General features: G+C 52.7%; 26 protein-coding genes. 11 read left to right on the top strand and 15 right to left on the bottom strand.

Annotation, left to right across the window (positions count from 1 at the left end; genetic code table 11):
* Nucleotides 1-95: 95 nt before the first annotated feature.
* From L1N82_RS07150 to L1N82_RS07135, 4 genes are all read left to right on the top strand, one after another.
* Nucleotides 96-1373, top strand: a complete 1278-nt coding sequence (locus tag L1N82_RS07150) for an MFS transporter (protein WP_235286701.1) — start codon at nucleotides 96-98, stop codon at nucleotides 1371-1373.
* A 140-nt stretch (nucleotides 1374-1513) separates the two neighbouring features.
* Nucleotides 1514-2416 carry a helix-turn-helix domain-containing protein gene (locus L1N82_RS07145; protein WP_235286700.1) on the top strand — a complete coding sequence of 301 codons (903 nt, stop codon included), beginning with the start codon at nucleotides 1514-1516 and terminating at the stop codon, nucleotides 2414-2416.
* Between the two features lie 858 nt (nucleotides 2417-3274).
* Nucleotides 3275-4657 carry an FAD-dependent oxidoreductase gene (locus tag L1N82_RS07140; RefSeq protein WP_235286699.1) on the top strand — a complete coding sequence of 461 codons (1383 nt, stop codon included), beginning with the start codon at nucleotides 3275-3277 and terminating at the stop codon, nucleotides 4655-4657.
* Between the two features lie 171 nt (nucleotides 4658-4828).
* Nucleotides 4829-5017, top strand: coding sequence for a hypothetical protein (locus L1N82_RS07135; RefSeq protein ID WP_235286698.1), 189 nt, complete (start codon nucleotides 4829-4831; stop codon nucleotides 5015-5017).
* Nucleotide 5018: 1 nt separating this feature from the next.
* On the opposite strand, the gene L1N82_RS07130 is transcribed toward L1N82_RS07135, so the two are convergent.
* The 4 genes from L1N82_RS07130 to L1N82_RS07115 all read right to left on the bottom strand — a co-directional run bounded on the left by L1N82_RS07130 (nucleotide 5019) and on the right by L1N82_RS07115 (nucleotide 8663).
* On the bottom strand, nucleotides 5019-5732 hold the full coding sequence (locus L1N82_RS07130; protein WP_235286697.1) for a hypothetical protein: 714 nt from the start codon (nucleotides 5730-5732) through the stop codon (nucleotides 5019-5021).
* Nucleotides 5733-5933: 201 nt separating this feature from the next.
* Nucleotides 5934-6689, bottom strand: coding sequence for a twin-arginine translocase subunit TatC (gene tatC / locus L1N82_RS07125; protein ID WP_235286696.1), 756 nt, complete (start codon nucleotides 6687-6689; stop codon nucleotides 5934-5936).
* Between the two features lies 1 nt (nucleotide 6690).
* Nucleotides 6691-6906: a twin-arginine translocase TatA/TatE family subunit gene (locus L1N82_RS07120; RefSeq protein WP_235286695.1), complete on the bottom strand. Its 216-nt coding sequence runs from the start codon at nucleotides 6904-6906 to the stop codon at nucleotides 6691-6693.
* A gap of 119 nt (nucleotides 6907-7025) precedes the next feature.
* Nucleotides 7026-8663, bottom strand: a complete 1638-nt coding sequence (locus tag L1N82_RS07115) for a PhoX family protein (RefSeq protein ID WP_235286694.1) — start codon at nucleotides 8661-8663, stop codon at nucleotides 7026-7028.
* A gap of 242 nt (nucleotides 8664-8905) precedes the next feature.
* Between L1N82_RS07115 and L1N82_RS07110 the strand changes: the two genes are divergently transcribed.
* Together L1N82_RS07110 and L1N82_RS07105 are read left to right on the top strand one after the other, a co-directional pair.
* Nucleotides 8906-9061 (top strand): hypothetical protein, encoded by a 156-nt coding sequence (locus L1N82_RS07110; RefSeq protein WP_235286693.1) that lies wholly within the window; start codon nucleotides 8906-8908, stop codon nucleotides 9059-9061.
* Between the two features lie 202 nt (nucleotides 9062-9263).
* A complete protein-coding gene (locus L1N82_RS07105; protein ID WP_235286692.1) occupies nucleotides 9264-9668 on the top strand; it encodes an RDD family protein in 405 nt (134 codons plus the stop codon).
* 91 nt (nucleotides 9669-9759) lie between these two features.
* Here L1N82_RS07105 and L1N82_RS07100 read toward each other — a convergent pair whose 3' ends face one another.
* The 9 genes from L1N82_RS07100 to L1N82_RS07060 all read right to left on the bottom strand — a co-directional run bounded on the left by L1N82_RS07100 (nucleotide 9760) and on the right by L1N82_RS07060 (nucleotide 20540).
* On the bottom strand, nucleotides 9760-10836 hold the full coding sequence (locus L1N82_RS07100) for an ABC transporter substrate-binding protein (protein ID WP_235286691.1): 1077 nt from the start codon (nucleotides 10834-10836) through the stop codon (nucleotides 9760-9762).
* Nucleotides 10833-11636, bottom strand: a complete 804-nt coding sequence (locus tag L1N82_RS07095) for an ABC transporter permease (protein ID WP_235286690.1) — start codon at nucleotides 11634-11636, stop codon at nucleotides 10833-10835. The genes L1N82_RS07100 and L1N82_RS07095 overlap by 4 nt, the downstream gene beginning before the upstream one ends.
* Nucleotides 11633-12439 (bottom strand): ABC transporter permease, encoded by an 807-nt coding sequence (locus L1N82_RS07090; protein ID WP_235286689.1) that lies wholly within the window; start codon nucleotides 12437-12439, stop codon nucleotides 11633-11635. The genes L1N82_RS07095 and L1N82_RS07090 overlap by 4 nt, the downstream gene beginning before the upstream one ends.
* Nucleotides 12429-13541, bottom strand: coding sequence for an ABC transporter ATP-binding protein (locus L1N82_RS07085; RefSeq protein ID WP_235286688.1), 1113 nt, complete (start codon nucleotides 13539-13541; stop codon nucleotides 12429-12431). The genes L1N82_RS07090 and L1N82_RS07085 overlap by 11 nt, the downstream gene beginning before the upstream one ends.
* A 112-nt stretch (nucleotides 13542-13653) precedes the next feature.
* Nucleotides 13654-15048 (bottom strand): DUF2252 family protein, encoded by a 1395-nt coding sequence (locus L1N82_RS07080; protein ID WP_235286687.1) that lies wholly within the window; start codon nucleotides 15046-15048, stop codon nucleotides 13654-13656.
* A gap of 245 nt (nucleotides 15049-15293) precedes the next feature.
* Nucleotides 15294-16772, bottom strand: coding sequence for an L-arabinose isomerase (araA, locus tag L1N82_RS07075; protein ID WP_235286686.1), 1479 nt, complete (start codon nucleotides 16770-16772; stop codon nucleotides 15294-15296).
* A gap of 71 nt (nucleotides 16773-16843) precedes the next feature.
* Nucleotides 16844-18523, bottom strand: coding sequence for a ribulokinase (locus tag L1N82_RS07070; protein WP_235286685.1), 1680 nt, complete (start codon nucleotides 18521-18523; stop codon nucleotides 16844-16846).
* Between the two features lie 81 nt (nucleotides 18524-18604).
* Nucleotides 18605-19315: an L-ribulose-5-phosphate 4-epimerase gene (gene araD / locus L1N82_RS07065; RefSeq protein WP_328284448.1), complete on the bottom strand. Its 711-nt coding sequence runs from the start codon at nucleotides 19313-19315 to the stop codon at nucleotides 18605-18607.
* A gap of 121 nt (nucleotides 19316-19436) precedes the next feature.
* Nucleotides 19437-20540, bottom strand: coding sequence for a GntR family transcriptional regulator (locus L1N82_RS07060; protein ID WP_235286684.1), 1104 nt, complete (start codon nucleotides 20538-20540; stop codon nucleotides 19437-19439).
* 520 nt (nucleotides 20541-21060) lie between these two features.
* Here L1N82_RS07060 and kduI point away from each other — a divergent pair.
* The 5 genes from kduI (at nucleotide 21061) to L1N82_RS07035 (ending at nucleotide 25466) form a co-directional block, all read left to right on the top strand.
* Nucleotides 21061-21894: a 5-dehydro-4-deoxy-D-glucuronate isomerase gene (gene kduI / locus L1N82_RS07055; RefSeq protein WP_235286683.1), complete on the top strand. Its 834-nt coding sequence runs from the start codon at nucleotides 21061-21063 to the stop codon at nucleotides 21892-21894.
* Between the two features lie 62 nt (nucleotides 21895-21956).
* The gene (locus tag L1N82_RS07050) at nucleotides 21957-22727 is read left to right on the top strand and encodes a DeoR/GlpR family DNA-binding transcription regulator (protein ID WP_235286682.1); all 771 of its coding nucleotides are present in this window, start codon (nucleotides 21957-21959) and stop codon (nucleotides 22725-22727) included.
* Nucleotides 22728-22829: 102 nt separating this feature from the next.
* Nucleotides 22830-23582, top strand: coding sequence for a 2-dehydro-3-deoxy-D-gluconate 5-dehydrogenase KduD (kduD, locus tag L1N82_RS07045; protein WP_235286681.1), 753 nt, complete (start codon nucleotides 22830-22832; stop codon nucleotides 23580-23582).
* 95 nt (nucleotides 23583-23677) lie between these two features.
* Nucleotides 23678-24343, top strand: coding sequence for a bifunctional 2-keto-4-hydroxyglutarate aldolase/2-keto-3-deoxy-6-phosphogluconate aldolase (locus L1N82_RS07040; protein ID WP_235286680.1), 666 nt, complete (start codon nucleotides 23678-23680; stop codon nucleotides 24341-24343).
* 697 nt (nucleotides 24344-25040) lie between these two features.
* Nucleotides 25041-25466, top strand: coding sequence for a hypothetical protein (locus tag L1N82_RS07035; RefSeq protein WP_235286679.1), 426 nt, complete (start codon nucleotides 25041-25043; stop codon nucleotides 25464-25466).
* Between the two features lie 65 nt (nucleotides 25467-25531).
* On the opposite strand, the gene L1N82_RS07030 is transcribed toward L1N82_RS07035, so the two are convergent.
* A complete protein-coding gene (locus L1N82_RS07030; RefSeq protein WP_235286678.1) occupies nucleotides 25532-26413 on the bottom strand; it encodes a YwqG family protein in 882 nt (293 codons plus the stop codon).
* 54 nt (nucleotides 26414-26467) lie between these two features.
* Nucleotides 26468-26875 (bottom strand): hypothetical protein, encoded by a 408-nt coding sequence (locus L1N82_RS07025; RefSeq protein ID WP_235286677.1) that lies wholly within the window; start codon nucleotides 26873-26875, stop codon nucleotides 26468-26470.
* Between the last annotated feature and the right edge of the window lie 7 nt (nucleotides 26876-26882).

Raw genomic sequence — 26882 nt, 5'->3', positions numbered from 1 at the left:
AAAAGCGAGCTGATCTACCATTTTTACCTCGCCCTCCTGCCGTTAAGATAGCTTTACAGATCAGATGAGAAACTTGCAGGAAGGTTGAGGTTCTAGTGTCAACAGTCATTACCGAGAAAATAGAGGGTGCCGTCCCTCTCCAATCGAGCCCCCGCTCCATGCCGCGCTCCTTCACGATTCTGCTGAGCAGCATTGTGCTGCTCAGCGTGGGGCAGAAAATCTACGAGCTCGTGCTGCCGCTCATGATCTATGAGCTGACCCGCTCCGCGGTCGCTATGGCGACGATGCGGACGGTCGAGCTGCTGCCGAACTTCCTATTCGCGATCATCATTGGCGTGCTTGTGGATCGTGTCAACCAGAAGCGCTGGGCGCTCTGGATGGTTGGTGCTCAGGCGGTACTCCTCACTGCGCTGGTATTTCTATTCAAAAATGCCGTTTCCCAGTTAACGATGTACTATATTATCGGCTTTCTTCTGATGACTTTCAATTACGGATTTTTCAACGTGCAGGTAAGTCTCACCAAACGCACCGTGTCTCCGGACAGATTAACACAGGCCAATGCGCGAATCAGCTTCGTCGAGACATTCGTAACCATTATGGGACCGGCCCTGTCGGGTCTCATTTTCCTTATATCGGACCTGTCTGATGGCATCCTGATGACAGCGATTCTGTTCTTGGTCTGCACGCTGCTGCTTACGAGGCTCAAGCTGGATAATTCCGGACTGGCTGCTGGCAGCAGCACCGGATCCCAAGCCATCCAGCAGAAGAGCAGCTTCCTCCAGGATATCCGGGAAGGCTGGCAGGCTTTCACAGGCAACCGGCTGCTCTTCATGATGACGATGTTCGTTATGCTGCTGAACTGCTCGGCTACGGTCGTCAATATCTCCATCGTATTCTCCGCCAAGGATGATTACGGCCTCTCCTCTTCGGCGCTGGCCTTGACGCTGTCAGCTTCCGGGCTGGGCGGTATTGTGGGCAGTATGCTGGTGAGCAAGTTGAGAACGAAGCATGGTCTCGGGAAAATATATGCGCTTGGCAACCTCCTCTGCGGCATCTCCTACGCGCTGCCTGCGATTGGAACGGCCTTCGGCGTTATACCGCTCGTGCTCTCGCTGTTCCTGTTCGGGCTTGGCAGCACCGCACAGGCCGTCATGCTCTACGCCTTCCGCCAAGAGCAGACGCCGCCCCACCTGATGGGCCGCATTGCCGGGATCACCGGCACGCTGTTCCGCGTCGGCATGCCGATTGTCATGTACATCTCCGGCTTCGTTATTGCGCAGCATGGAACAGCGATTATTTTCATAACGGCCGGGGCATGGAATGTATGCTGCTTCCTGCTGCTGCTGCGTTCCAAGCTTTGGGGAATCAGGTAGGCTTGTTTAACCGGACATCACGCTTTGAAAAAAGTACCCGCACAATATAGCTGGTTGGGCACGGGACGGAAGATGACCTCACTCTGTGTAATCTGGTACGATAAGAGCAGTAAATATACTCGGAACGGGGGCAGCCTGCAATGTCCAAAATCATCTCATCCGCTTCGCCGTATGGCGTCTATGGCTTTCGCTTCTCAGGCGGCACAGCCGCACCGCTGTATGAATTGTTTGCTATCGGGCATCAGTCGATTGACCGTACGGACAGCTACAGCTGGGACGGGCTCGAACGGGAGGACGGCCCGCTGCTGCTGCTGCAGTATACCGTCTCGGGCACCGGAGAAATTGAAGTGGAAGGCCGCAGATCTCCGGTGCCTGCCGGACATGCTTTTCTCGTGGAGATTCCCGGCCGGCATCGGTACTACTATCCGCCCGGCGGCAGTGAGCCATGGGTGTTCTACTTTGCGCTGTTCCGGCCGTACGGACTGTCTGAACACTGGGAGGAAATTAAGCGGAGCTGCGGAGACGTCACTGCATTTGATCCGGCAGGTTCTGTCCCCGCTCTGCTGGAGCATCTGTACAGAGAAGCCCGGCAGCACCGGATTTCCGATGCCTACCGTGCCTCAGCCCATGTTTACCAGCTTGTAATGGAGCTTCTTCACGACAGCTCGGAAGTTCATCCTGCAGGTGAATCCGCCTCTGGCAAAATAGCACAGGCCGCCGAATGGATACGGCAGCATTATGACCAGATCCGTTCCATAGACGAGGTCGCTGAACAGGCGGGCCTGTCGAAGTACCATTTTATCCGCAGCTTCACCCGCACGGTCGGCTGCACACCGAATCATTACCTCACCCGAATCCGGCTGGAGCGTGCCATCACACTGCTGCGCGAAACCGAGCTGCGCGTCGAAGACGTTGCGCATGCAGTCGGCTACGCCAGCGGCAGCTATTTCATCAAGGTGTTTCACAAGTGGGTCGGCTACCCGCCGGGGGAATACCGCAGCGGCCGCCGCCACCAGTCGTTCAGCCACCTGTATATCCAGTAGACCGCAGCCGCCAGGCGTTCAGCCATCTGTATTCCAGTAGACCGCAGCCATCGTCCCCTCTCTCCCCTCAGTCGAATTTGCTTATAATGCGTTATTCCACACCGCTTCTACTGCAATATCGATGTCGAAGGAGACATACCCGCAAGAACCCGCAACCTTGCCCGGTTAGTATGGCGCACTCTGCAAAATGCCTGCGATTATGCATCCTTTTGCCATGGTTCATACGAGCACAGGAAAATGCCTGCTATTGTGCATCTTTATTCATGTCAGCTGCCCTCAAAGGCATCTCTAAGCTCTATTACCTGCATATCTGCAGGAATCTCATCAATATAGAGCGATTCAGCCAAAATACCTGCACTTATGCAGGTTTGGCGCAGCAATCGCTAACATACCGGTAAGACGAGCGTATAGTATGCCTCTTGCGGATAGCTTGGCGCAGCCCTGCTAACACAACGAATTTTTCAAGCAGCCTCTTCCTGTGAAAAAAATCACAAGAACCTCTTGCATATTTCTTCCCGTGGATGTATGATACTAAGCATAAGACATTGTGAATCATATCACATAGTTGGTTGATACGAATTATGAGAATATGCAGAGAGAATTCAGAAGTCTTCTCCTTATCTACACGGATCTAGGCCGACTGTCTCAAGCAACCCGGTTTTTATTTAACCATGTTTGTGAAACTATTCACTAACTTGCTTGTTTAGCTTAGCTCACAGTTGCTGCTCTCTTGACTGCTGTGGTTCCGAATCACCGACACATCTTTGCCCACAGGGAAATCTGCACTGGTTTTCATATCCGGTCGCTCTACACACCCAATTTTGTGAAACTTTTCACTATATTCGAGGAGGATTATCTATGAATACTCAAATGATCCATGCTGTCACTACGAATAATGCTGGTACCGAGCCGTTAAAAATAACCGTGATCGGATGTACTCATGCCGGTACAGCTGCTGTAACCCAGATAGCCAAGCTGTACCCGGATGCCCGCATAACCGTCTATGAGCGGAACGACAACGTATCCTTCCTCTCATGCGGTATCGCACTGCATGTTGGCGGAGTCGTCAAGGATGCGGAGAAGCTGTTTTATTCCAGCCCTGAGCAGCTTACCGAGCTGGGTGTTATAACGAAGATGCGCCACAATGTGCTCAGTGTCGATACAGAGACCAAGACGCTAGAAGCGCAGAATCTGGCGACCGGCGAAGCCTTCACCGACAGCTACGATAAGCTTGTCGTGACAACCGGCTCGTGGCCGGTTATTCCGAAGATGGAAGGCATAGATCTTCAGAATGTCCTCCTCTGCAAAAATTATGCACACGCACAGACGATTATCGAACGCGCTAAGAGCGCCCGCAGCATTACCGTCGTTGGTGCAGGCTATATCGGCATCGAGCTGGTCGAAGCCTTCGAACAGCTCGGCAAGCAGGTGACGCTCGTCGATAATACGGATCGTGTCCTGTTCAAGTACCTTGACCGTGAATTTACGGACCGTGTAGAAGGTGAGCTGGAAGCACGGGGAATCAAGCTGGCACTCGGTCAAAGCGTGGAAGCCTTCCGCGGGAAGAATGGGGCCGTCGAACGTGTTATCACATCCAAGGGAGAGATTGAAAGCGATCTTGTCGTCCTCTGTATCGGCTTTCGGCCCAATACGGAGCTTCTGAAGGGACAGGTCGATATGCTGCCGAGCGGCGCCATTATCGTTGACGAATATATGCGCACAAGCAAGCCGGATGTGTATGCCGCAGGAGACAGCTGTGCCGTCTACTACAACCCGACACAGTCGCATGCTTACATCCCGCTGGCAACCAACGCCGTCCGGATGGGTACGCTCGTCGCACGCAACCTGATGAAGCCGACGCTGAAGTATATGGGCACCCAGGGGACATCGGGCATTAAGATCTATGACCTGAACATCGCCTCGACGGGCATGACGGAGCAGGCCGCCGAAGCAGCTGGCATGAAGGTCAAGACTGTAACCGTACTGGAGAACGACAAGCCGGAATTCATGCCGCATTTCGATGAAGTGATGCTGAAGCTGGTCTATGAAGAAGAGGGCGGACGGATCGTCGGCGCACAGGTATTGTCCGAGGCCGATCTTACACAGTCGGTTAATACCTTGTCCGTATGCATCCAGAACGGCATGACTGTCGATCAGCTCGGCTTCGTGGACTTCTTCTTCCAGCCGCACTATAACAAGCCGTGGAACCTGCTGAACCAGGCCGGCCTGCAGGCGATTTAAACAGGGCATCAACCCCTTAAGCTGTCGCAGCCATCTCTTCTCTTGCCGACACATTATCAACCTAGAGCCCGTTGGCTTTCAGCCAAATGGGCTCTTAAATCTTATTCTCTCTCCTCTTCCAGGTTAAAATGTTATTATTTGTTTAAACAACCTTGCATAGGAGCTGAGAATATGAAGCATTTTTATCTGGATTTGATTCGTATAATTGTTCTTGGATTTATGACCGGCGTATTGCTTAGCGAGGATGGTCTTAAGCTGTATGAAAGCAGCATTCACATCCTGCTGGGATGCATATTCTGGAGTCTCATCACGATCCTTGCTAAGTTGGCCCATATAGCCAGCAATCAAGAAAAGCATTGATTCAACCTGCTGTCTTCTGCTTTGGACGAATCAGCCGATAGCCGCCAAACACCACCATCAATATCCCTGCTATAACCGCTATATTGAGAGCAGTGTCCGGATGAATCAGTACCGGCAAGCTGTGCCTGACATCCGTTACGTAGCCCATGGCAATCAAGAACGTCCCGCTCGACATGATTAGCCTGATCCCCAGGTGATGCTCCTTCTCTCTGCGGTTCTGCATATTGATATATTCCCGTTTCTCTACCGACCCGTCCGGGCCAAGATAATAGATATACCACTGTCTCTTGTCGTAATCCGCCCTCTCACCTGTGTCATGCTCATTGGGGAGGGGGAGGCGCTGCACAATAAATGCCCGCTTGATATCCGTCTCTCTGTCCCATACTTCTCCAAAGCCAAGGAAGCTATAGTAACGGAAATCTGACCTCTCCTCCAGCTTGAGGTTCATCGGATCAAATAACGCCCTGCTGTTAACAAGCACTTGAACAGAAGACATACCACTTGTCGTCTCTGTCTCCACAATGTCGATCCGGTGGCTGAAGAGTTCAAACCGGTCATCATGAGGAGTAACGTTATTAATGCTGTATCGCGATGAAAGCGCGGATTCTATCTTTTGCTCATTTCGATATATATTGACCGGACTAGTCGACGTTGCTGCCAACGTGACCCCAAACAATAGAAGAACCATGGCGCCAAACCTGCTTATCGTATCCATCCTCCCCGCTAGTATTGTAACTTTCTTCCACCTATTATAGTCTGCCAAGCAGGACAGAAGGAGTTTCTAGTCATGGACCCAGACGGATATTTATTAAGATTTGTCCAGACCTTGGGGGAAAGAGACAACGAAGAGGCTCAATAAGACCAGTCAACAGAAAAAGCCCGCCAGGCATGCGCCTGACAGACTGATTTCTTTCCCTTAAGCCGAAGGCTTTAAATTCTCTCCATCACTGTCCTCAGCAGCTGCGAGCTGCTTGCGGTAGACCAGCCTGGAGATCGAGATGCTGATCTCGTACAGCAGGAACAGCGGCACGATGACCATGATATCGGACAGGAAGTCCGGCGGGGTTACGGTGACAGCGATGATCACAAGCACGAAGTACGCCAGCTTGCGGACCTTGGCCAGCTTCATCGGGTTTAAGATCCCGAGCTTCGTCAGGAACATGACCACAGCTGGCATTTCGAACAGCAGGCCGAACGGCAGCGTCATATGAATCATGAACGTGAAATACTTCTGCGCCGTGTACATAATCGTGAAATCATCCGCGGCCATGTTTTGCATGAAGTGCAGCACCATCGGGAACAGGATAAAGTAGCCGAACGATATCCCGACCAGGAACAGAATGCTGATCGCTGGAATGAACATCAGCGTGGACCTTCTGGCTTGATCCGGAACGGCCGGCTGAACGAACTTCCAGAGCTGGTAAGCCGCGATTGGCAGGGTAACCGCTATGGCCACCACACCGGCAATCATGAAATAAACCCACAGAACATCGGAAGGGCCGAGCACGGCCAGCTTCTGATCCATTCCCCTTACCAGCCAGTCATAAATATCCCCGACATAGAGGAATGCTGCTGCCATGGAGACCACAAAGGCAATCAGCGTCCGGATCAGCCTCGATCGCATTTCCTCCAGATGCCCGAATACATTCATGTCATTGGCGTTCTTATCCATCTTACTTGTTAGGCAGCGCGGACGGTTCTACCTTCTCCGCGTCCTTCTTCTTCTCGTCCTCGTCATTGCTGACAAGGCCCCGGGTGGCCGATTTGAACTCGCTCAGCGTGCGTCCAAATGCTTTGCCCAGCTCCGGAAGCTTGGATGGTCCAAAAATAATAAGTGCAATCACCAGTATCAGCAGCAGTCCAGGAATACCAATGGAACCGAATGGCATGATGTCAACTCCTCTTCATTTTATGTGGATTGGATACAGCCGCGAAAGCAGTCCGCGGCTGTAAATGGTTAAGCGTAATTAGCGATAGGATTAAAGCAGTCAGGGTCAGTTCGTGCAGCTTAGCCCAGCTTGAAGCCAGAAATCGCTACAACACCACAGCGTGCGATCTTGTCACCCGGACGGTGCGGCCATGTGCTCGTCGGATTGTTCAGATCTGTCGTCAGCTCACCCGGATGCTGGATGGACAGGAACAGCGTCTGCTCGTCCGGCGTGAAGAACGGACCGGTAAGCTCGGATTCAACCGGACCCGATGCAAACTGCTGAGCTACACCTTTGCCTGGCCCAGCAGTCGGAATAACGAACAGGCCGTTGTTCATAAACGATTTGTACACACCCGTGTTATGGCTGCTCGTCGAGATATCCGTAACCACCCACAGGTTGCCGTTCGAATCGAACGCCAGGTTGTCCGGGGAGCTGAAGCCGGACTGTCTGCCGCCGGCTGCGAAGATTTCGAAGTCGAATTCGAGCGCGCCGAGGTCGTCGCCATTTTCGAAGATCCGTGTAATATGACCATGAATATTGCCATGCTTGTCATTGTTCGTGTGGCAGATGAAGACCGTGTTATCGAATGGTGAAATTTCGATGTCCTCCGGACGGTCGGTCGGCGTTCCGCCAACGATCATTGCCGCTTCGTGGCAGTATGTTACTACATCAGCCTGCGACTTGAATTTCTCCTTCATCTCAGGCGTGCCCTTCTCGAGCGCCTTGGTTACCGCTTCGATCGTCATCGGCAGCCATCTGCCCTTCTTCAGGTCCGCCACATACAGGGTGCCTTCTTCGAGCAGCTTCGCGTTACCGCGGCCCAGGGAGGCATTATACTTGCCACTGCTGATAAATTTGTAGACGCAAGCATCCTTCTTGTCATCGCCCATATACACCACAACGCGGCCGTCCTTCGCAAGACCCATCGCCGTGTTCTCATGATTGAAACGTCCAAGCGCGGTATGCTTCTTCAGGTACCCCTTGTCAAACGGATCAATCTCAATGACCCATCCGTAGTGCGTATCCGGCAGGTTCGCATCTGCTGCTGTGTACTTGAAGTTCTCCTCACAGGAGAGGACCGTATTCCACAGCGTTACGCCGCCGGAACAGTTCGCGAAGGTTCCTTGAACTGTCGCTGCACCGCCCAGAGCCTTGGAGCCTTTTGCAGGTCCTGTAAGCTCGAACTTGCTGTAGCCGTTAATGCGGCGGGCGTACTGGGAACGCGGATCCATTTTCCAGGTGCCGTTCGAATCGCGGTATACCTCAATGACAGACATACCTTGATAGTACAGAGCCTTGTCAACCTGCTCCTTCGTCGGCTTGCCGTCCACATTACCGATCTGGAAGAACGTTACATACTCATGGTTAGTTGCCAGAAGACCGCGCGAGTTGGAGCCCTGAAGCGGGAAGAAGGCATTGTAATCGCAGCCCGAACCAAACTTCTCGCCCGCCTCGTTAATTACGTCGTCATAAGCAGCTACTACGTCATATTTAAAGTTTTTTGGAAGGATTAATTTATCTTCTTTGGAAGGTTCAATAGGGTCAAAATAGCCGCTTACGCGGTTCGTGTTGAAGCCGAACAGATGGTCAGCTGTCTTGGACGCAGCGGAAGCCTTGCCCTCCAGTGTGCCCAAACCTGCAGATGCGGCTGCCAGTGCGGCTGCGCCGGTACCGAGGTAGGAAAGAAACGTCTTACGATCAATGTTCTTGCTCAAAAGTGCTCACTCCTCAACAGTTTTAATACCCTCGAGGACAAGCATACTTCTGCAATGTAAACGTACGTTAACGTTTGTATTGTTGTTTTGTTAAATAAACCGAAGAATTTGTCGAATAGGATTAAGAATATAAAATAATTGGCCGAAACTGGAGCCCCTTGTCATATAAAGCGTATACATCAGAGGTCTAAACGCTCCTGACCCAATAAGGACCTCAAGGCGTATACCTGCGGGCGGTGCATATGAGCCCTTCACCCGTTGCCCGCGGTCTGTGCGTTAATGTAACGAGCGGCAGGAAGGTAATTGGCGGAGTATCGAAGGAGAATGCGGAGGATTTGATCTATCTTAAAGAACTGATCGAGGCAGACAAGCTGCGCTCGGTCGTTGACCGTCGTTAACCGCTGGAGCAGGCATCGGAGGCCCACCGCTATGTGGAGCAGAGCCACTAGAAAGGCAATGTGGTGCTAATTGTTCTTCGAGAACCTTAGAATCGAAAACATGCTGCTCATTAAAAATGTGTGAGAAAACCGTTTTCCTCGGCTTACAGTCTAGGTAATTCGTGGTAATATCCCATATAGTATTTAAAAAGGGGGTTACTGCATGAATGGAAATGAACCAGCGGGTTTTTGGATACGACTCGGCGCCATGTTACTTGACGGGCTTATAATCGGTCTTCCGCTCTCTCTTCTCGGAATGATGGTTACAGGAATGCCTTGGGAGGATGAGGCTCTATCAGATTTTGTAATGTTCCTGTACACACTGCTGGTACCCATTCTGTGGAACGGTTATACCGTTGGCAAACGGATATGCGGGATTCGGATCGCAAAAATAGACGGGGATCCTCCCGGCCTCGGCACCATGCTGATGCGAAATATAGTAGCCGGCATCGTATACGGCCTAACAATCGGCATTGGCATCATTGTGAGTGCCATTATGGTAGGCGTCAGGGAAGACAAACGGTCTCTGCATGATTTTATCGCGGGTACGGAAGTCGTAAGGGACTGAAAGACTGAGGCAGCGGCCTTGTAGCTTTCCCAAACTAAATAGGCTGAGAGCGGCGTCACACTTGCAGCAGCGCCGATCTCAGCCTCTTACTTTACTTACGATGCATCTTAAACTCCAGGAACAATTCATTATAATGGGCCAGCATCCGCTTGCCCAGGTTACGGTAGACCTCCAGCCGCTCTGTCAGCTCCACATCCGGATAGAAGCGCTCATCCTCGGATATTTCCTCAGGGAGCAGCTCCAGCGCCGCCTGGTTCGGTGTGGAATAGCCGACATATTCGGCGTTACGGGCCGCATTTTCCGGCTCCAGCATGAAGTTAATGAACTTATGGGCACCTTCTATATTACGCGCTGTCTTCGGAATTACCATATTATCGAACCACAGGTTCGAGCCTTCCTTCGGAATCACGTAGTCAAGGTTATCGTTCTCACCCATAATCTCTGCTGCATCACCCGACCATACAACCCCTGCCCCGGCTTCCTCGCCTGCCAGGAGCATCTTGATCTCATCGCCCACGATAGCCTTCACATTCGGCGTCAGCTCGTTGAGCTTGCGCTTGGCCTCCTGCAGATGCTCTTCGTTCGTGTCGTTCAGCGAATAGCCAAGACTGTTCAGAGCGAAGCCCATCACCTCGCGCGCGCCGTCGACAAGCAGAATCTGATTGTCCAGCCGGTCATCCCACAGATCATCCCAGCTGTCGAATTCCATTCCCTCCGGCAGCAGCGAAGCGTTATAGATAATGCCCACCGTTCCCCAGAAATAAGGAATCGAGTACTCGTTCCCTCTGTCGAAGGAGAGATCCAGGAATCTTGGGTTTATATACTTCAAATTCGGGACCAGGCTATGATCAATCGGCAGCAGCAGCTCCTCTTCCTTCATCTTGCTGATCGCGTACTCCGAAGGAACCGCAATATCGTATGTCGTGCCGCCCTGCTGAATTTTCGTCAGCATAGCCTCGTTCGAATCGAAGGTCTGGTAGATTACCTTGATTCCTGTCTCCTCCTCAAACTCCTCAATCAGCTCAGGCTCAATATAATCGCCCCAGTTGTAGACAGTCAGCGTGTTATCGCCCGAATAGCCCTGCTCCGCATTCAGGTAAACAACGAGGTACTGCAGGCCAAGGGCGAAAATAATAACCGCCGCAAAGATCTGGACCAGCTGCTTCATTTGCCCGCCTCCCATCCGACCTGCTTGGCGCCCCGGCGGTTGATGAAGTAATAACCGATCACCAGAATGACCGTGAACAGGAAGATCAGCGTCGACAGCGCATTAATGGAGAGGGATATCCCCTGCCTTGCCCGCGAATAAATCTCCACCGCCAGCGTCGCATAGCCATTGCCTGTTACGAAGAACGTTACCGCGAAGTCATCCAGCGAATAGGTCAGCGCCATGAAGAAGCCGGCAAATATGCCCGGCCGGATAAACGGCAGAATAACCTTCGTCAGCACATCGAGACGGCTTGCGCCAAGGTCCCGTGCGGCATCTACCAGCGTCGGGCTCATCTCCTCCAGCTTCGGCAGAATCATCAGCACTGCGATCGGCACACTGAACGCAATATGCGACAGCAGCACGGATGTGAATCCGAGACGAATGCCGATCATCGTGAACAATATCAGGAACGAAGCGCCGATAATGACATCCGGGCTGACGATCAGCACATTGTTAAGCGACAGCAACGCTTTTCTTCTGCGGTGTCTCCGCACATGTGTAATGGCCAGCGCGCCTACGACGCCAAGAATGGTTGAGATGGCAGCCGACAACAGCGCAATAACGAGCGTGTTCAAGACGATGATCAGCAGGCGCGTGTCCTGAAACACCTCCGCATACCACTCCCACGTGAAGGACTCAAAGCCGTGCATCGTCCCGCCGCTGTTGAAGGAGTAGAACATCAGATAGAAGATCGGCGCATACAGCACCACAAATACAGCCACCAGATACAGGTTGGCGGGTCTCCATTTATTTCTCATGCTTGGGTCCCCCGCTTTCTGCCGCCGGTCAGCACCATAATGGCTGCCATGGCAATAATCAGGAATACAGCGATCGTTGCGCCCATCCCCCAGTCCTGTGTAACGAGAAAATGCTGCTCAATCGCCGTCCCGAGCGTGATTACGCGGTTGCCTGCGATGAGCCGTGTGATCATAAACAGCGACAGCGCCGGGATGAAGACCGCCTGGCAGCCTGCTTTTACCCCGTTCATCGTCAGCGGCACCACCACACGCCGGAAGGTCGTCCAGCCGCTCGCACCCAAATCCCGGGCCGCATCGATAAGTCCGGCATTCATCTCCTCCAGCGCATTGAAGACCGGCAGGATCATGAAAGGAATGAAGATATAGACCGAGACGAACACGAAGCTGAAATCGGTGAACAGGATCTGCTGGCTCCCGATGCCCAGAACCTCAAGCAGCGCATTCGCTGCCCCGTAGGTGCCGAAGATGCCCAGGAAGGCATATGCCTTCAGCAGCAAATTGATCCACGATGGCAAAATAATCAGCATCAGCCACAGCCGCTTATGCTTCGTCTTCGTCAAGAGGTAAGCCGCCGGGTATGCGATCAGCAGCGAGAACAGCGTAATGAGGAACGCATACCAGAACGAGCTTAGCGTCATTTTCATATAGACGGGCGTGAAGAAGTTCGCATAATTGGCGAATGTAAAATTCCCTTCAATATCAAACAGCGAATAATAGACGATAAGAACAATTGGGGCCACGACGAACAGCAGAATCCATAAGCAGTATGGAATCAGATAAACATTCTTCAGGCTATTCCGCATGTCCGGCTCCCTGGTAGGCCTCCAGCCGCTTGTCGAAGGCTTCCTCTGTCTCGCCGTGCCGCATGATATGAATCGCTTCCGGGCCAAAAGCCAGGCCGATCTCGGCGCCAACTGTCACCTTTCGGGTCGAATGCACCAGCCACTCATTGCCTGCGGAGTCATAGCAGCAGATCTCGTAATGCACGCCGCGGAACAGCTGGGAATCAACCTTAACCTGAAGCTGCCCGGCCTCCGGCTCCGTCACTTCCAGATCCTCGGGACGGATGATCACATCCACCGTCTCATTCGGACGGAAGCCGCCATCGACACATTCAAACCGCCGGCCGGTAAACTCGACCAGGTAGTCCTCCAGCATCGTGCCCGATACAATGTTGGATTCTCCAATAAAATCCGCAACGAAGCGGTTGATCGGTTCATCGTATATATCAATCGGCGTGCCGCTCTGCTGGATCTTGCCGTGGTTCAGCACGAAGATTTCGTCCGACATCGCCAGCGCTTCTTCCTGATCATGAGTGACGAAGATGAAGGTAATGCCGAGACTGCGCTGCAGCTCGCGCAGCTCATACTGCATCTCCGTCCGCAGCTTCAGATCGAGCGCTGACAGCGGCTCATCCAGCAGAATCAGCTCCGGCTCGTTGACGATGGCCCTGGCTATCGCTACCCGCTGCCGCTGACCGCCCGACATCTCGGAGATTTCACGGCTCTCATAGCCCGCCAGGTTAACGAAGCGCAGCGCCTCCCTGACCTTCTCCGTTATGATCTGCTTGTTCAGCCGCTTGATTCGCAGTCCGAATGCCACATTCTCAAACACATTCAGATGCGGAAAGAGCGCATAATCCTGAAATACGGTGTTCACCTGACGTTTGTTGGCAGGGACCCGGTTAACATTGCGTCCGCTAAGCCAGATGTTGCCTTCCGATGGTTCCGTAAAACCAGCGATGAGGCGGAGTATCGTTGTCTTGCCGCAGCCGGACGGTCCAAGCAGCGTGTAAAACTTGCCGCGTTCGATTTCGAAGCTGACATTATCCAGCACGACCGTATCGTCGTCGTACCGCTTCGTCACGCCTTCAAACCGGATGATCGGCTCTCCCTGTCCTCCCATATGAATCCTATCCCCTTCTCTAGTAACTATTCCCGTGAATTACTATACAATAATTGTGTCTCAGAAAAAATGACATTTTTCCCGCCCGCCCAAAAGCCAGCTGTTAACCAGATTATGCATGAGTGCCCAGCAGGGTACCACTCAGCAAATCTCCTGCAAGCAGCTGGTAGTCGGACTTGACCTGTTCATAATACTGGAACGACAGTTCAAGCAGCTCGTCGCAAAACCTGCTCCAGGCTTCATCATCCATTGCGGCAGCAAATGCATCCTCGAAGCTGTGTGGCACATACCCGGCATGGAAACTGTTATCTGAACGCGCATGGGCGAGCGCATAGGCCTGGCCAGCATGAGACAGATAGTTATCCAGATCCTTCTGGCCGCCAAAGCCGCCGACATCTGTGTAATCTCCCTTGAAGGGAGATATGCTGCGCACAGCGTATTCCACGTTATCTAACGTCAGCACGCCTGCATAAAGGTCCTTATCGCCCGTCAGCGCATCATGAGCCACCCGTGCACGCTCACCATGCCGGTGTCCGAACAGCTCTTCATACCGCTCCCGCAGCGCTTGATCCGCAGCCAGCATCGGCGGAGGAAGCTGCTGTTTTACATCCAGAAGAATATCTCCGTCCGGGCCATCCGGCGAGCCTTCGAGCAGCACGTGATACCGCGTGGTTCCCAGGCTTGCCGTACCCTGGTTGATCCGGTAAGCCACATCCTTGATGCGCCAGTAGCCCGGGCTCACCGACAGCCTGTCCTCCGCAAACTCAGCCAGCGAAGCCGGGTAGCTGTGCCAGGCCGCCTCGAACTGCTGTCTCTCCTCTTCGCTAAGCGCCCGGTACTTCGTCTTGCGTCTGCGGAGCACCCGTACTCCGTCCTTCACCTTCGTCCACTTATCAAGCAGCGATGCATGGCTGCCCTTGGCCAGCTCCTTCATCACGCGGCGTGTGAAGCCCTTCAACCGCTCCTTGGTCAGCTCGGCCGTTGACGGAATGCTTGCACAGTTCACATCAGCCAGCGTGCTCCGGTAGGCATCCAGGAAGACCAGCGCGCTCTGCTTCAGCTTCTCGTCCGGCAGATCGGCCAGCTGCCCGCTGTTATCCCGCTCAAGGAAGAGACTGGTCAGGAAACGGAGCAGGTCCCAATAGAAGGGACCGATAAAGGCGCTGTCCAGGTCATTAAGATCAAACACACATTCACCCTCACTATTATGGTAGAAGCCTACATTCTGAATGTGAGCGTCGCCCTGCACCCAGGTCGTAAGACCGGACTGCCCCTTCCATTCTTCGGGAACGATTATGTACTTGTCCAGATCATAGAAAAAAATATCCGGCGTCCCACGAAAGAAGGAAAAGGAGCTGGCTCCAAGCTTCTTGAACTTCAGGTCCTTCGTCTCCCTATCGTTATAAAAGGCATTCGCCTGCCTGATCTTACTGGCCAGATAGCTTTTTCTCGCTGCCCCTTTAGGAGCCTGAACTCCCATGCTGCGCAGCTTATTCATATTCTGCATCTTTCCCGCCCCCTGTTAATACTGTTTAGCTTCTTTAATGATTAACCTACTAAACAGTTTACTAGTTTTCCAGCAAAAAGGAATGCCTCCACGGTTTGGACACAAAAAAACTGCCCCGGCCGCTCTAACTCTGAGCCGGGACAGCTTGCAATTGATCTATTGTTCACCGCAGTACAGGCAGACAGCATAGCATGCCTGACCAGTCATCTGCAGCTTGATTCAAAACCTGTACCTAGCAGCGAAGCTTAACGAAGCTTCCAAGCGATATCGTTCAGGCGCAGCTCGTTGCGGAATGCAGTCGGAACCGTGCTCTTGTCGATGACAACACATTCGATGCCAGCCATCTCAGCGAAGTCCTGCAGCTGCTCGGTTGTTACCACATAGGAGAAGCCAGTGTGGTGAGCGCCGCCAGCGAGAATCCAAGCTTCTACGCCGTCCTTCAGGTTCGGATGCACCTGCCACAGTACGCGTGCTACCGGCAGATTCGGCATCGCTTCCTTAGGCTCAACAGCCGTAACTTCATTAACCAGCATGCGGAAACGGTTGCCCATGTCGATGATGGATGCGTTCAGAGCAGCGCCGGAACGGCCGTTGAACACCATACGTGCCGGATCTTCCTTGCCGCCGATACCCAGTGGATGTACTTCCAGTCTTGGCTTGTCGACTGCGATTGTCGGGCAGATCTCAAGCATGTGGGAACCCAGTACGAGCTCGTTCTGCGGGTCAAGGTGATACGTGTAATCTTCCATGAAGGACGTGCCTTCATTGCCTGCAATGATCTTCATCAGGCGTACGAGAGCGGCTGTCTTCCAGTCGCCTTCGCCGGCGAAGCCGTAGCCGTCTTCCATCAGGCGCTGAACTGCCAGGCCCGGAAGCTGCTTCATGCCGTGCAGGTCTTCGAAGGTTGTCGTGAACGCTGTAAATCCGCCTTCTTCTAGGAAGGAACGCATGCCGATTTCAATACGGGCTTGTTCAGCAATGTTGCTGCGCTGTGCGTCATCCTTAACTACAATCTCATACTTCTCAGCATACAGCTCCATCAGACGGTTCACTTCTTCGTCGGAAACCGCGTTGATGCGCTCAACCAGATCGCCGATGCCGTAGGTGTTAACGGACCAGCCGAACTTGATCTCGGCTTCGACCTTGTCGCCTTCAGTAACTGCTACATTACGCATGTTGTCGCCGAAGCGGCAAACCTTCAGTGTGCGGCTTTCAGCGAACGCAGCCGCTGTACGCTGCCAGCCGCCGATTTTGCCTTGAACCTGCTGGTCTTCCCAGTATCCGACAATCACTTTGCGGGCGATGCCCATGCGAGCGCCGATGAAGCCGTGCTCACGGTCACCGTGTGCTGCCTGATTCAGGTTCATAAAGTCCATATCAATGGAATCCCAAGGGATATCACGGTTGTACTGAGTAGCCAGGTGAAGCAGCGGCTTGTTCAGCAGCGACAGGCCGGAGATCCACATCTTGGATGGCGAGAATGTGTGCATCCAGGTGATAACACCTGCACAGTCTGCATCGCTGTTAGCATCGACCATAACTTGACGGATTTCTTCAGTTGTCTTCACAACCGGCTTGAATACCACTTCATACGGCAGACCTGCTTTGTTCAGGCCTTCCACGATTTTGCGCGAGTGATCCGCTACCTGCTCCAGTGTCTCTGGACCGTACAAATGCTGGCTTCCTGTAATGAACCAAAACTTATAGGCTTTTACGTTCAACATGGCTAAATATCCTCCTTGGATGTATGCATCATTAGATAATATCATCAGCAGATTCACTGCACCCGATATCCTTAACGGGAAGCAGCATCTGCCTTAATCGACTTCAGTACCTTCATGACAGTGTTCCCGCCGCGGCCAAAATAATCATGAAGCTTGGTGTATTCCCGGTACAGCTTATCGTAGACCGCGACATGCTCAGGAATCGGCTTGTAGGATTCCTCTTGGACATGGGCCATCTTGCGGGCAGCATCCACGATGGAATCATAACCGCCATTAGCACTGCCGGCCGCTACGGCGCCAAACATAGCCGCACCTAGAGCAGGTGTCTGCTTCGATGCCGCAACCTTGATCTCACGGTTCGTTACATCCGCGTAGATCTGCATCAGCAGCGCATTCTTCTGCGGCAGACCACCGCACGCGAACAGCTCGTTAACCGGAACACCGCTGTCCTGGAATGCGTCCACGATCTTTCGGGTGCCGAATGCTGCTGCCTCCAGCAGTGCACGGTAGATCTCTTCCGGCTTGGTCAGAAGTGTCATCCCGACAATCAGGCCGGTCAAATCCGTATCGACAAGGACAGACCTGTTACCGTTCCACCAGTCAAGCGCGAGCAGACCGGTCTGTCCCGGCTTATACGCCGATGCGAGTCTCGTCAGGTATTCGTGAACGCCGATGCCTTCATCAGCCGCGGCTTCCTTCACATAGGCCGGCACCGCTTCCTCCACATACCACTCGAAAATATCGCCTACTGCCGGCTGCCCGGCTTCATAGCCCAGATATCCGGGAATGATCCCGTCCTCCACAACGCCGCACATGCCTTCAACCGCGATCTCCTTCTCACCCAGAAGCATATGGCAGACCGACGTACCCATCGCCATGACCAGTTTGCCTGGCTCAACAACACCGACACCCGGCACAGCTGCATGCGCATCGACGTTGCCGACAGCCACGGCGATGCCGGGACGAAGTCCCATTGCCTCCGCCATCTCTTCCGTCAACTCACCCGCCTTGCTGCCGAGCGGCAGAATGTCGCCGCGCAGCTTCGTTTCGGTCAGGTTCTCGAGACGCGGATCAAGCGCTTTGAAGAAATCCTTGCCGGGATAGCCGTCCTGCTTGTGCCAGATCGCCTTATACCCGGATGTGCAGCTATTGCGTGTGAAGCTGCCGGTCATCTTCAAGACCACCCAATCCGCTGCCTCCAGGAAGCGGTCAGTCTTCTCATAGATATCCGGTGCTTCGTTAAGTATTTGCCAGATCTTCGCAATCATCCATTCCGATGAAGTCTTGCCGCCGTAACGTGCAAGAAACTTCTCGCCGCGCTTCCTCGCGATCTCGTTGATCAGATTCGCTTCCTCTTGCGCGGCGTGGTGCTTCCACAGCTTAACCCAGCTGTGCGGGTTATCTCTGTATTCCGGCAGGAGGCAGACCGCTTCGCCCGCTTCATTGACCGGCAGCATGGTCGTCGCTGTGAAATCGATCCCCAGGCCGACCACATCAGCCGGGTCCACACCGGATTCCCTCATGACTGCCGGTATCGACCGCTTCAGCACCTCCAGATAATCACCCGGATGCTGCAGCGCCCAATCGTGCTCCAGCCTTATACCCGATTCCGGCAGCTTCTCGTCAATAACATGATGCGGGTATGGTGTTACGTGATCCGCAACCTCCGTACCATCTGCAAGGTCTACCAGGACAGCGCGGCCGGACTGCGTGCCGTAGTCCACTCCGATTGCGTACGTTGTGCTGCTCATGTCCCGCCTCCCCCGCCGGCTATCCGTTCTCTGTACGGTGCTCTGCCCTTATCCTATTCACTCGCACAGGCTGCAGAGCAATTATTTGCCGCTGCCGGTACCTTGACCGTAGTAGGCATTCTTACCATGCTTGCGCAGGAAATGACGGTCCAGCAGGTCCTGGTCCATCGGCTGAACCTCAGGATTCAGGTGTACCGTACGGTGACCAATCTTGGCAACTTCCTCCAGAACAACCGCATTGTGAACAGCCGTGTGTGCATCCTTGCCCCATGTGAATGGCGCATGGCAGTTAACCAGTACGCCCGGAACCATATCCGGGTCGATGCCGCGTTCGCGGAATGTCTCGACAATAACATTGCCGGTCTCCAGCTCATAAGCGCCCTTGATCTCAGCTTCCGTCATCAGGCGGGTACAAGGAATTTCTCCGTAAAAATAATCCGCATGCGTCGTGCCCAGGGCTGGAATGCCCCGGCCCGCCTGCGCCCATGTTGTACCCCATGGCGAATGGGTATGAACGACACCGCCAATATTAGGAAAAGCCTTATACAGCACAACGTGCGTCGGGGTATCGGAAGAAGGCTTCAAATTGCCCTCAACCACCTTACCGTCCAGATCAACAACGACCATATCATCACGCTTCAACTCTTCATAAGGGACACCGCTTGGCTTAATGACGACAAGACCGCTCTCACGATCAATGCCGCTTACATTACCCCATGTAAACGTAACCATTTTATACTTGGGAAGATCCAGGTTAGCTTCAAGGACCTCCTGCTTCAACTGCTCCAGCACGATTTGTCCACTCCTCTCGAAAGACGGTTATTGATGTTTCTCATTATACACTTGTACGTACCTATCTTCAACAATTAAATCGTAAATTCACAACTGGTACATACAAGTTCTAAAAAAAGAGCTACAGCACCAGCTGCGGCTCCTTGGTGGATTCCCGGATAATCAGTTCCGGTTCGTATAAGATGTCCTCTGCCGGCATAGTCCGGCGTCCTTCGATCAGATCGAGGAGAAGTTCAGCAGCCGCAGCTCCCATCTCCGTCTTCGGATGCGTCAGTGTCGTCAGCTTCACTTCGGATGCAACAGCAAGCGTCGAGTCGTCAAATCCAATCATGGATAAATCATCCGGCACACTTAGTCCCAGCTCTCTGACTGTGCCAAGCAGCGTAAGCGCCAGCTCATCATTATAGCAGACGAATGCAGTTGGACGGTCCGGGCGGCTTAGCATGGCTTTCGCTGTCTCTACCGGCTTGGCTGCCTTTTCCTCCGATGTGTAAAAGGTGACCGCATCCGGTGTCATAGGCACCTGATAATGCCTATGCGCACGGACGAAGCCCTTCATCCGGTTCGTTCCCTGCAGGTCGTCCGTCTTGAAGAATCCGGCTATCTTGCGGTGGCCAAGCTGGATCAGATGCTCTGCCGCTTTAAAGCCGCCCGCCTCATCGTCTACCTTCAGACAAGGGCAGTCAAGATCCGGATACCGTTCGTTAATCATCAGGAACGGCACCATGTGATCCTGCAGGTTCAAGTATTCAGGCAGATTTGGATTACCCTGTGCACTCTTCGTCGGCTCTACGATCAATCCGCTTAGGGGCTGGCCCAGCATCATCCTCAAACTCTGCGTTTCCCTGGCCTTGTCATTATCCGTGCTGGACAGCAGCAGACCGTACCCCCTGCTTCTGAGCACCGCTTCCGCACCGCGGACGATATGCGGGAAGATGTAATCGGATATATAGGTCGTAATCATCCCCACAGTCTGCACTTCCCGCTGGGGCCGGGTTCCTGTGCGAGGCGAGACGAACGTCCCCTTGCCCTGCAGTCTGTACAGCCAGCCATCCTTCTCCAGCTCACCAAGCGCCTGCCTGACCGTCTGCCTGCTCATTTCATACTTGGCTGCGAGCTCATGCTCGGAGGGCATCTGCTCGTTCGGCTTCCATCTGCCGGCCTGCAGGGACACCATGATCTCATCCCGCAGCTGCATATATTTTGGTGTTTCCCTAGTTCCCATTATTCCACCCGGGCCCTTCCTTTATTTACAGTCATTATAGCACAAGCTAACTTGTACGCACATCTGTTAAGTGAGACATTTCTTCGCCAATATTCTGTGCACAACTTAACCCGCACGAATAACTTTCCAATGTTTTAGTTAATTTCCCATTACAGGGAAATACAAAACGACACTAGTCCTCCAAAAGCGGGATGAATTTTAATAGAATTCTTATTCTTCTTCTATGTTTACCGGCTATTGACCGTTATCTACTGCGTTATAATCAAGAATCTCACATTTTCAAGAACGATGTGCACCTGTTGTTCTAGCCGCTCGTGTGAACAGGGTTCTGGCCTGATACCAATCTGCCTGTGTGCCCTGTTACGCTCTAAATCCATGACTCCTGCACTGCGTTTTCATTCTTTATGCAACCGCTCACAGATTATACCAGAAACACTTGCCAAACGCCCATATGTGGAGTAGAGTAAACGTAAATGAACTTATTTTAAACCAATATAAACCCAGAAGGAGTGCTGGACAAATGGAAATCCGTTACGCTTCCCATCCGAATGAGGTTAAGAGCTTTGATACTACCCGTCTTCGCAAGGAATTTCTAATCGAGTCTCTGTTCACCGAGAATCAACTGAATCTTACGTATACACATGTGGATCGTTTTATCGTTGGCGGCGTCCTGCCGGTGAACGGTTCAGTCAAGCTTGAAGCCGACAAAAAGGAAATGGGTGCAGATTTCTTCCTCGAGCGCCGCGAAATCGGAATTATCAACATCGGCGGAGCCGGTACGGTAACCGTGGACGGCACTTCCTATGACATGGAGACCAAGGACTGCCTCTACATTGGTCTTGGCGCCAAGGATGTAGCGTTCAGCAGCAAGGATTCAACTTCCCCTGCCAAGTTTTATTTCAACTCAGCACCGGCACACAAGCAGTACCCGACTGTGAAAGCATCCATCAGCGAAGCGAATCCGAAGCATCTCGGCAGCATCGCTAATTCGAATGAACGCACCATCTACCAATTCATTCACGGCGGCGGTATCCAAAGCTGCCAGCTGGTCATGGGTTTGACGATGCTGAAGCCGAACAACATGTGGAATACCATGCCTTGCCACACCCATAACCGCCGCGCCGAGGTGTACTTCTACTTCGATATGCCGGAAGACGGCGTAGTCTTCCACTACATGGGCGAGCCGCAGGAAACCCGTCACCTGGTCGTGCGCAACGAGCAGTCTATCATTTCGCCCAGCTGGTCGATCCACAGCGGCGTAGGCACATCCAACTATACCTTCATCTGGGGTATGGCCGGCGAGAATCAGATTTTCGACGATATGGATATGGTAGCCATGAAGGACCTGCGTTAATCATCTCTCAATCGTTATGGTACAATTACCTATAAAATGTACACAGAACGGATGCGAATCAGGTGAACCCATTACGACGATATGAAGCCATTATGGAACAGCTCCTTGCCAGCAAGGAGGTTACGGTTGCGGATTTAAGCGACCAGCTGCAGGTGACAGGCAAGACGATCCGGGAGGATCTCGCCAAGCTGGAGGAACGGGGGCTGCTGGTGCGCGTGCATGGCGGCGCTGTGCTCGCTCAGAGCGAGCAGCTTGGCATTCTCTCGGCCAAGGAGCCTGTCGCCAAGCACAGCGATGAGAAGGCTCAGGTAGCGGAGCGCGCGCTCCGCTATATCGAGCCGAAGGACATCATCGCGCTTGACGGCGGATCAACAACGCTGGAGATTGCCCGCCGTCTCGACAACATACCGCTTACCGTTATCACGAATGATGTCTATATCATTGGCGAGCTGGCACGCAAGCCCGATATCCGGCTTGTCGTCCCCGGCGGCTACCGGGTTCGCAATATGCTGACCGGACCGGAAGCTGAAAGCTATGTCCGCAGCCTGAATGTCCAGAAGGCCTTCCTGTCCGCCACCGGTGTCCATCCGGAGTATGGCTACTCGATCTATACAGGTGACCTGATCGCCTTCAAGCGGGCACTGCTGGAATCGGCACGCACCACTTATGTGGTGGCCGACCATCACAAATTCGGGCAGTTTGCCCTGCGCACCTTCGCAGAGCTGAGGGATGTCAGCCGGATTATAACGGACAGCGGCCTGACTGAATCAGCCGCCCAGCCTTATATAGAGGCCGGTGTCGAAGTTGAATACCGCAACCTGCCTGCGAATTGAGATGATCATCTTAAGATTGTAAGGATCATTCTTTATTTTATATAGAAGAAACAGCTCCATATCATTACAGGTTGTTGATATTATGAGAGTGAGGGAACGGACATGGACATGTTTGACTTATCGGGTAAAGTGGCAGTTGTAACAGGGACATCCGGCGGTCTCGGACAAGGTATGGCAGTCGGTCTGGCAGAGGCCGGCGCCGACATTGTTGCCGTATCGAGCAGCGGCAGTGAAGAGACGGTTGCCATGATAGAAGCACTTGGCCGGAAGGCTGTCGATCTGCAGGCTGACCTCAGCCAGTCGGAAGGTCTTGAGGATGTGTTCAAGCAGGCGCTGGGATTTGGCGGCCGTGTCGATGTGCTTGTGAACAACGCGGGCATTATCCGCCGTACACCAGCGGCAGAGCATGCCTGGCAGGACTGGCAGGATGTCATCGACATCAACCTGAGCACCGTCTTCTACCTGTCCCAGCTGGCCGGGCGCCATATGCTGGAGAGGGGCAGCGGCAAGATCGTGAATATCGCCTCCATGCTGTCCTATCAGGGCGGTATTAATGTCCCTGGTTATACGGCGAGCAAGCATGGCGTTGCGGGTATTACGAAAGCGCTTGCCAATGAGTGGGCAGGCAAAGGCGTTCAGATCAACGCGATTGCTCCAGGCTATATGCTGACGAACAACACGAAGCAGATTGTTGAGGATAAAGCGCGCTACCAATCGATTACCGACCGTATTCCTGCCGGACGCTGGGGCACACCGGATGATCTGAAGGGACCTGTCGTATTCCTCTCTTCCTCCGCTTCCGATTATCTGAATGGCCATGTCATGTGCGTCGACGGCGGCTGGATGGCTCGTTAACGCGTTAGGCCCGTCCAAGGCGGCGGGTAATAAAAACAGAGAAGCGGGCCGGCCTGTCCGGTCCGCTTAATTCGACTACACGGAAGGTGTGCGTCATGAAAAAATTGCGGCTCATTGAACAGATTCGCGAGTCAGGAGTAGTAGCCGTACTCCGCGGCGACTCGCCGGAGGAAGTCGTCCGTATGGCCAAGCATGCCATCGAAGGCGGCATCAAGGCCATCGAGATTACGATGACCATCCCATTCGCACTTGAAGCCATTACAGCGCTGGCTAAGAAGTATCAGAGCGGCGACCCGTCGGCGGATAACTATGCTGTCATCGGCGCCGGCACAGTGCTTGATCCTGAGACAGCACGCGCAACGATCCTGGCGGGAGCCGAGTTCGTCGTTGCCCCTGCTCTGAACCGTGAGACGATCATGCTCTGCAACCGGTACCGTGTGCCGGTCATGCCTGGCGTTGTGACGATCCAGGAGATTACGGCTGCGCTTGAGCTTGGCGTTGACGTCTGCAAGCTGTTCCCGGGCAGCCTGTTCGAGCCTTCAATCGTCCCGACGATCAAGGGGCCGCTCCCGCAGGCCAACCTGATGCCGACAGGCGGCGTCTCGCTCGCTAACCTGAAGGACTGGGTCAAAGCCGGCGTATTCGCCGTCGGAATCGGCTCGGACCTGACCAAGGAAGCCGTCGCCAAGCAGGATTTCAGCCTGATCACGGCCAAGGCTCAATCGTACATGGAAGCTTACCGTGAGGCGGCTGGGAAGTAATGTATCTCGGGCGCGGTGCCGACGGTAAGAGCAATGTCAGATTTATAGAACTAAAGGGGATGTTCCGGGGAGTCATAACGACTTATGGGAAATCCCTTTTTCTAACGTGTGTGAGACTCGATCCCTCGTATTTAAGTGGTTTTCTCACGAATGCTCACTCATTCGCAGGATTTCACGTTTTGGATCGGCTAGACGATTGGATGTGTGGGGGGCAATTGACCCTTGAATCGGTTTACGGACATACAGGAACAGAGGCAGCGATTTACGCGCCCTTTAAAAGCATTATCCTGCACTACCCCACATGGCTTAGTCGCCAAGTTTTGGAGAAATGAAAACAGAAGAAAACGCCAAAGCTCGTGGTTTTTTACAGTTGGGGAAATATGGTTAAATACCGGAAGGAAGAGATGGAGGTCACTTGGTTAACCTGGTCGGTTATGAAACTTATACGGCTACGGGAAACTGGTCTAACCCTCAGTACGCTATTGTACATGATAACTGGGAAACCACCGGTACAGATGTCTATCAACTATTAGATCAATACGGATCAATTACAGACATGTGGAAATTAGGGATTAACGTATACCAAGAAAACGCTTGGACGACTTTTTATCCGAGCGTTTTTGTTGTTCCCTTTAATGTGCAACTTTATTAATGATAAGTACGTTTGTTTGTAAAAATATAGGGGGGGGATGGATTTATGAAAAGAAATCTCGTAATGTTCATCATCGTAACCATGCTTGTTGGGATTTGCGTCGGTTGCCAAAATGATAACCAATCCAATTCAGAAGTATCGGACGACCTCACGACTAAACAATTAGAAAAGTTTTACCCTGGCAATATCACAAACGTAGATTCAATAGAAATGATCAGTGGTAGCAATGGGAACCGGAAGGTGATCAATAATCCAGTGGAAATCAAGGAATGGCTGGAAAAAATCCGCCATTTAGTAATCGTCCCCGATCCAAAGCAAGAGGAATCTAGCGGTGTTTTATTCCATGTTACTTTGTTTGAAAAAGAACAAGAAAAGTTATATATAACCCCTACAAGCATTAATCACAATCCCATTAAGCCTAACCCTAAATTAGCATCACTCATGAAGGAACTTTATAGAGATGAAAAATAGTAAAAAAACTTTCGACGACGCACGAACACCGTATATACAGGATCACAGGCAGCCAAGCTTTCTTCCTATGAATCCTGCATGATACAGACTGCGCGGTCAAACCGGCAGGCGGCCAGATCGTCTTCCCTAATCCAGAAGTAAATGCGGCCAACATCTCCCCACATGATGCCTGTTTTCTCCTCTTCCGAATCGATCTGAAGCAGCAGCCTCCATCTTAAAGCGGAATCCGCCATACGCTTACTCTCTTCCCGATTAAGTTCCTCGTGATAAGTTCCCTCCGTCATCATCTCGCACCACACCTGCATATCGCCTTGAATCTGCTCGGGGTGACCCAGCAGGCGATTCACATATCTTCCAGGCTGCATGCGATCCATGAATTGCTGAAGAAAAACACTCCAGTACTTTTCGAACTCTTCCTGATTGCCGTTCCAGCCAAGTCCCATACTCTCCAGGTAAGCGGACTCCGGCGCCGGTACGCAAACATCCGCAGTGAACGTTACCCGATTCGGCTTTAAAATCCCCTCTTGCGCTAGTTGAGAAGGCAGTTCTCTGCGTTTCAGATTCATTAGGTCCTGTGGTCCGGTATAGATTACCCGGCAGGTCCGGGGATCTCCGTAGAATTCCGCATCATATTCATACAGAGCCTCTACAGCATAGAAGAAAGACAGCAGGCCGCCACAGGGAAGCGGAGATGCCTGTGCCTTAGGCATTTCACTTAAGTTGACTTGGGCGATAAAGGATAGATTATACTTCTTCCATCGCGGCCATTCGAAATCCTCCGGCAGGTCCGGGCGCCCGCCTACCTTCGTAACGCCTACAGGAGCATTATCCTCCTGTTCAGGCTGCAGATGTAGCTTCGCAGATGTGAAAATATAAGGCGACAGCCTCTCCTTATAGGCACCAAGCCCCGATTCCTCAAGCAGATTCAAGATATCCTTATGCTCCATAGCTGCCTCCCTGACCATTAATATCAATAACAAATTTTACCTTTCATTCTATCATTAGTCAGCTGCCTCGAATAACGCCTCCACATGCTCCAGCAGCTTTTCATTATGCAGATAATAATGCCCGCCCACTACACTCGGTGTGAAGCTCAGCTTCCTCTCTTCACCCTCAAAGAGCGACACCTCATACAGAAACCCCGTCCGACCCTCTTGATTGGGATCTGGAACGAATATCATATCTTTCACTTGATTAATCCAGTCCCGCACCATAAGTTCATCCGAGATAAGCTTCCTGTCCCCTGTTGAGCCGTCCAGAATTTTTACAGCCTCCACATTCGATATCGAACCAGGGTAAAACTCATGCAGCCTCTGCGTCTTCAATTCCTTCTTCCCGGGGGGAGCTTCGGCCGAACAACCAGCCAGCAGCGCGATGATCATCAGCAGCCATGCTGTTCTTTGGGACAACTCTATC

Origin of the sequence: Paenibacillus tarimensis, from assembly GCF_021532315.1 — a bacterium.
Taxonomy (GTDB): Bacteria; Bacillota; Bacilli; order Paenibacillales; family Paenibacillaceae; genus Paenibacillus_I; species Paenibacillus_I tarimensis.
The sequence above is the reverse complement of the archived record's forward strand: the minus strand, read 5'-3'. Positions and strand labels throughout refer to the sequence as shown.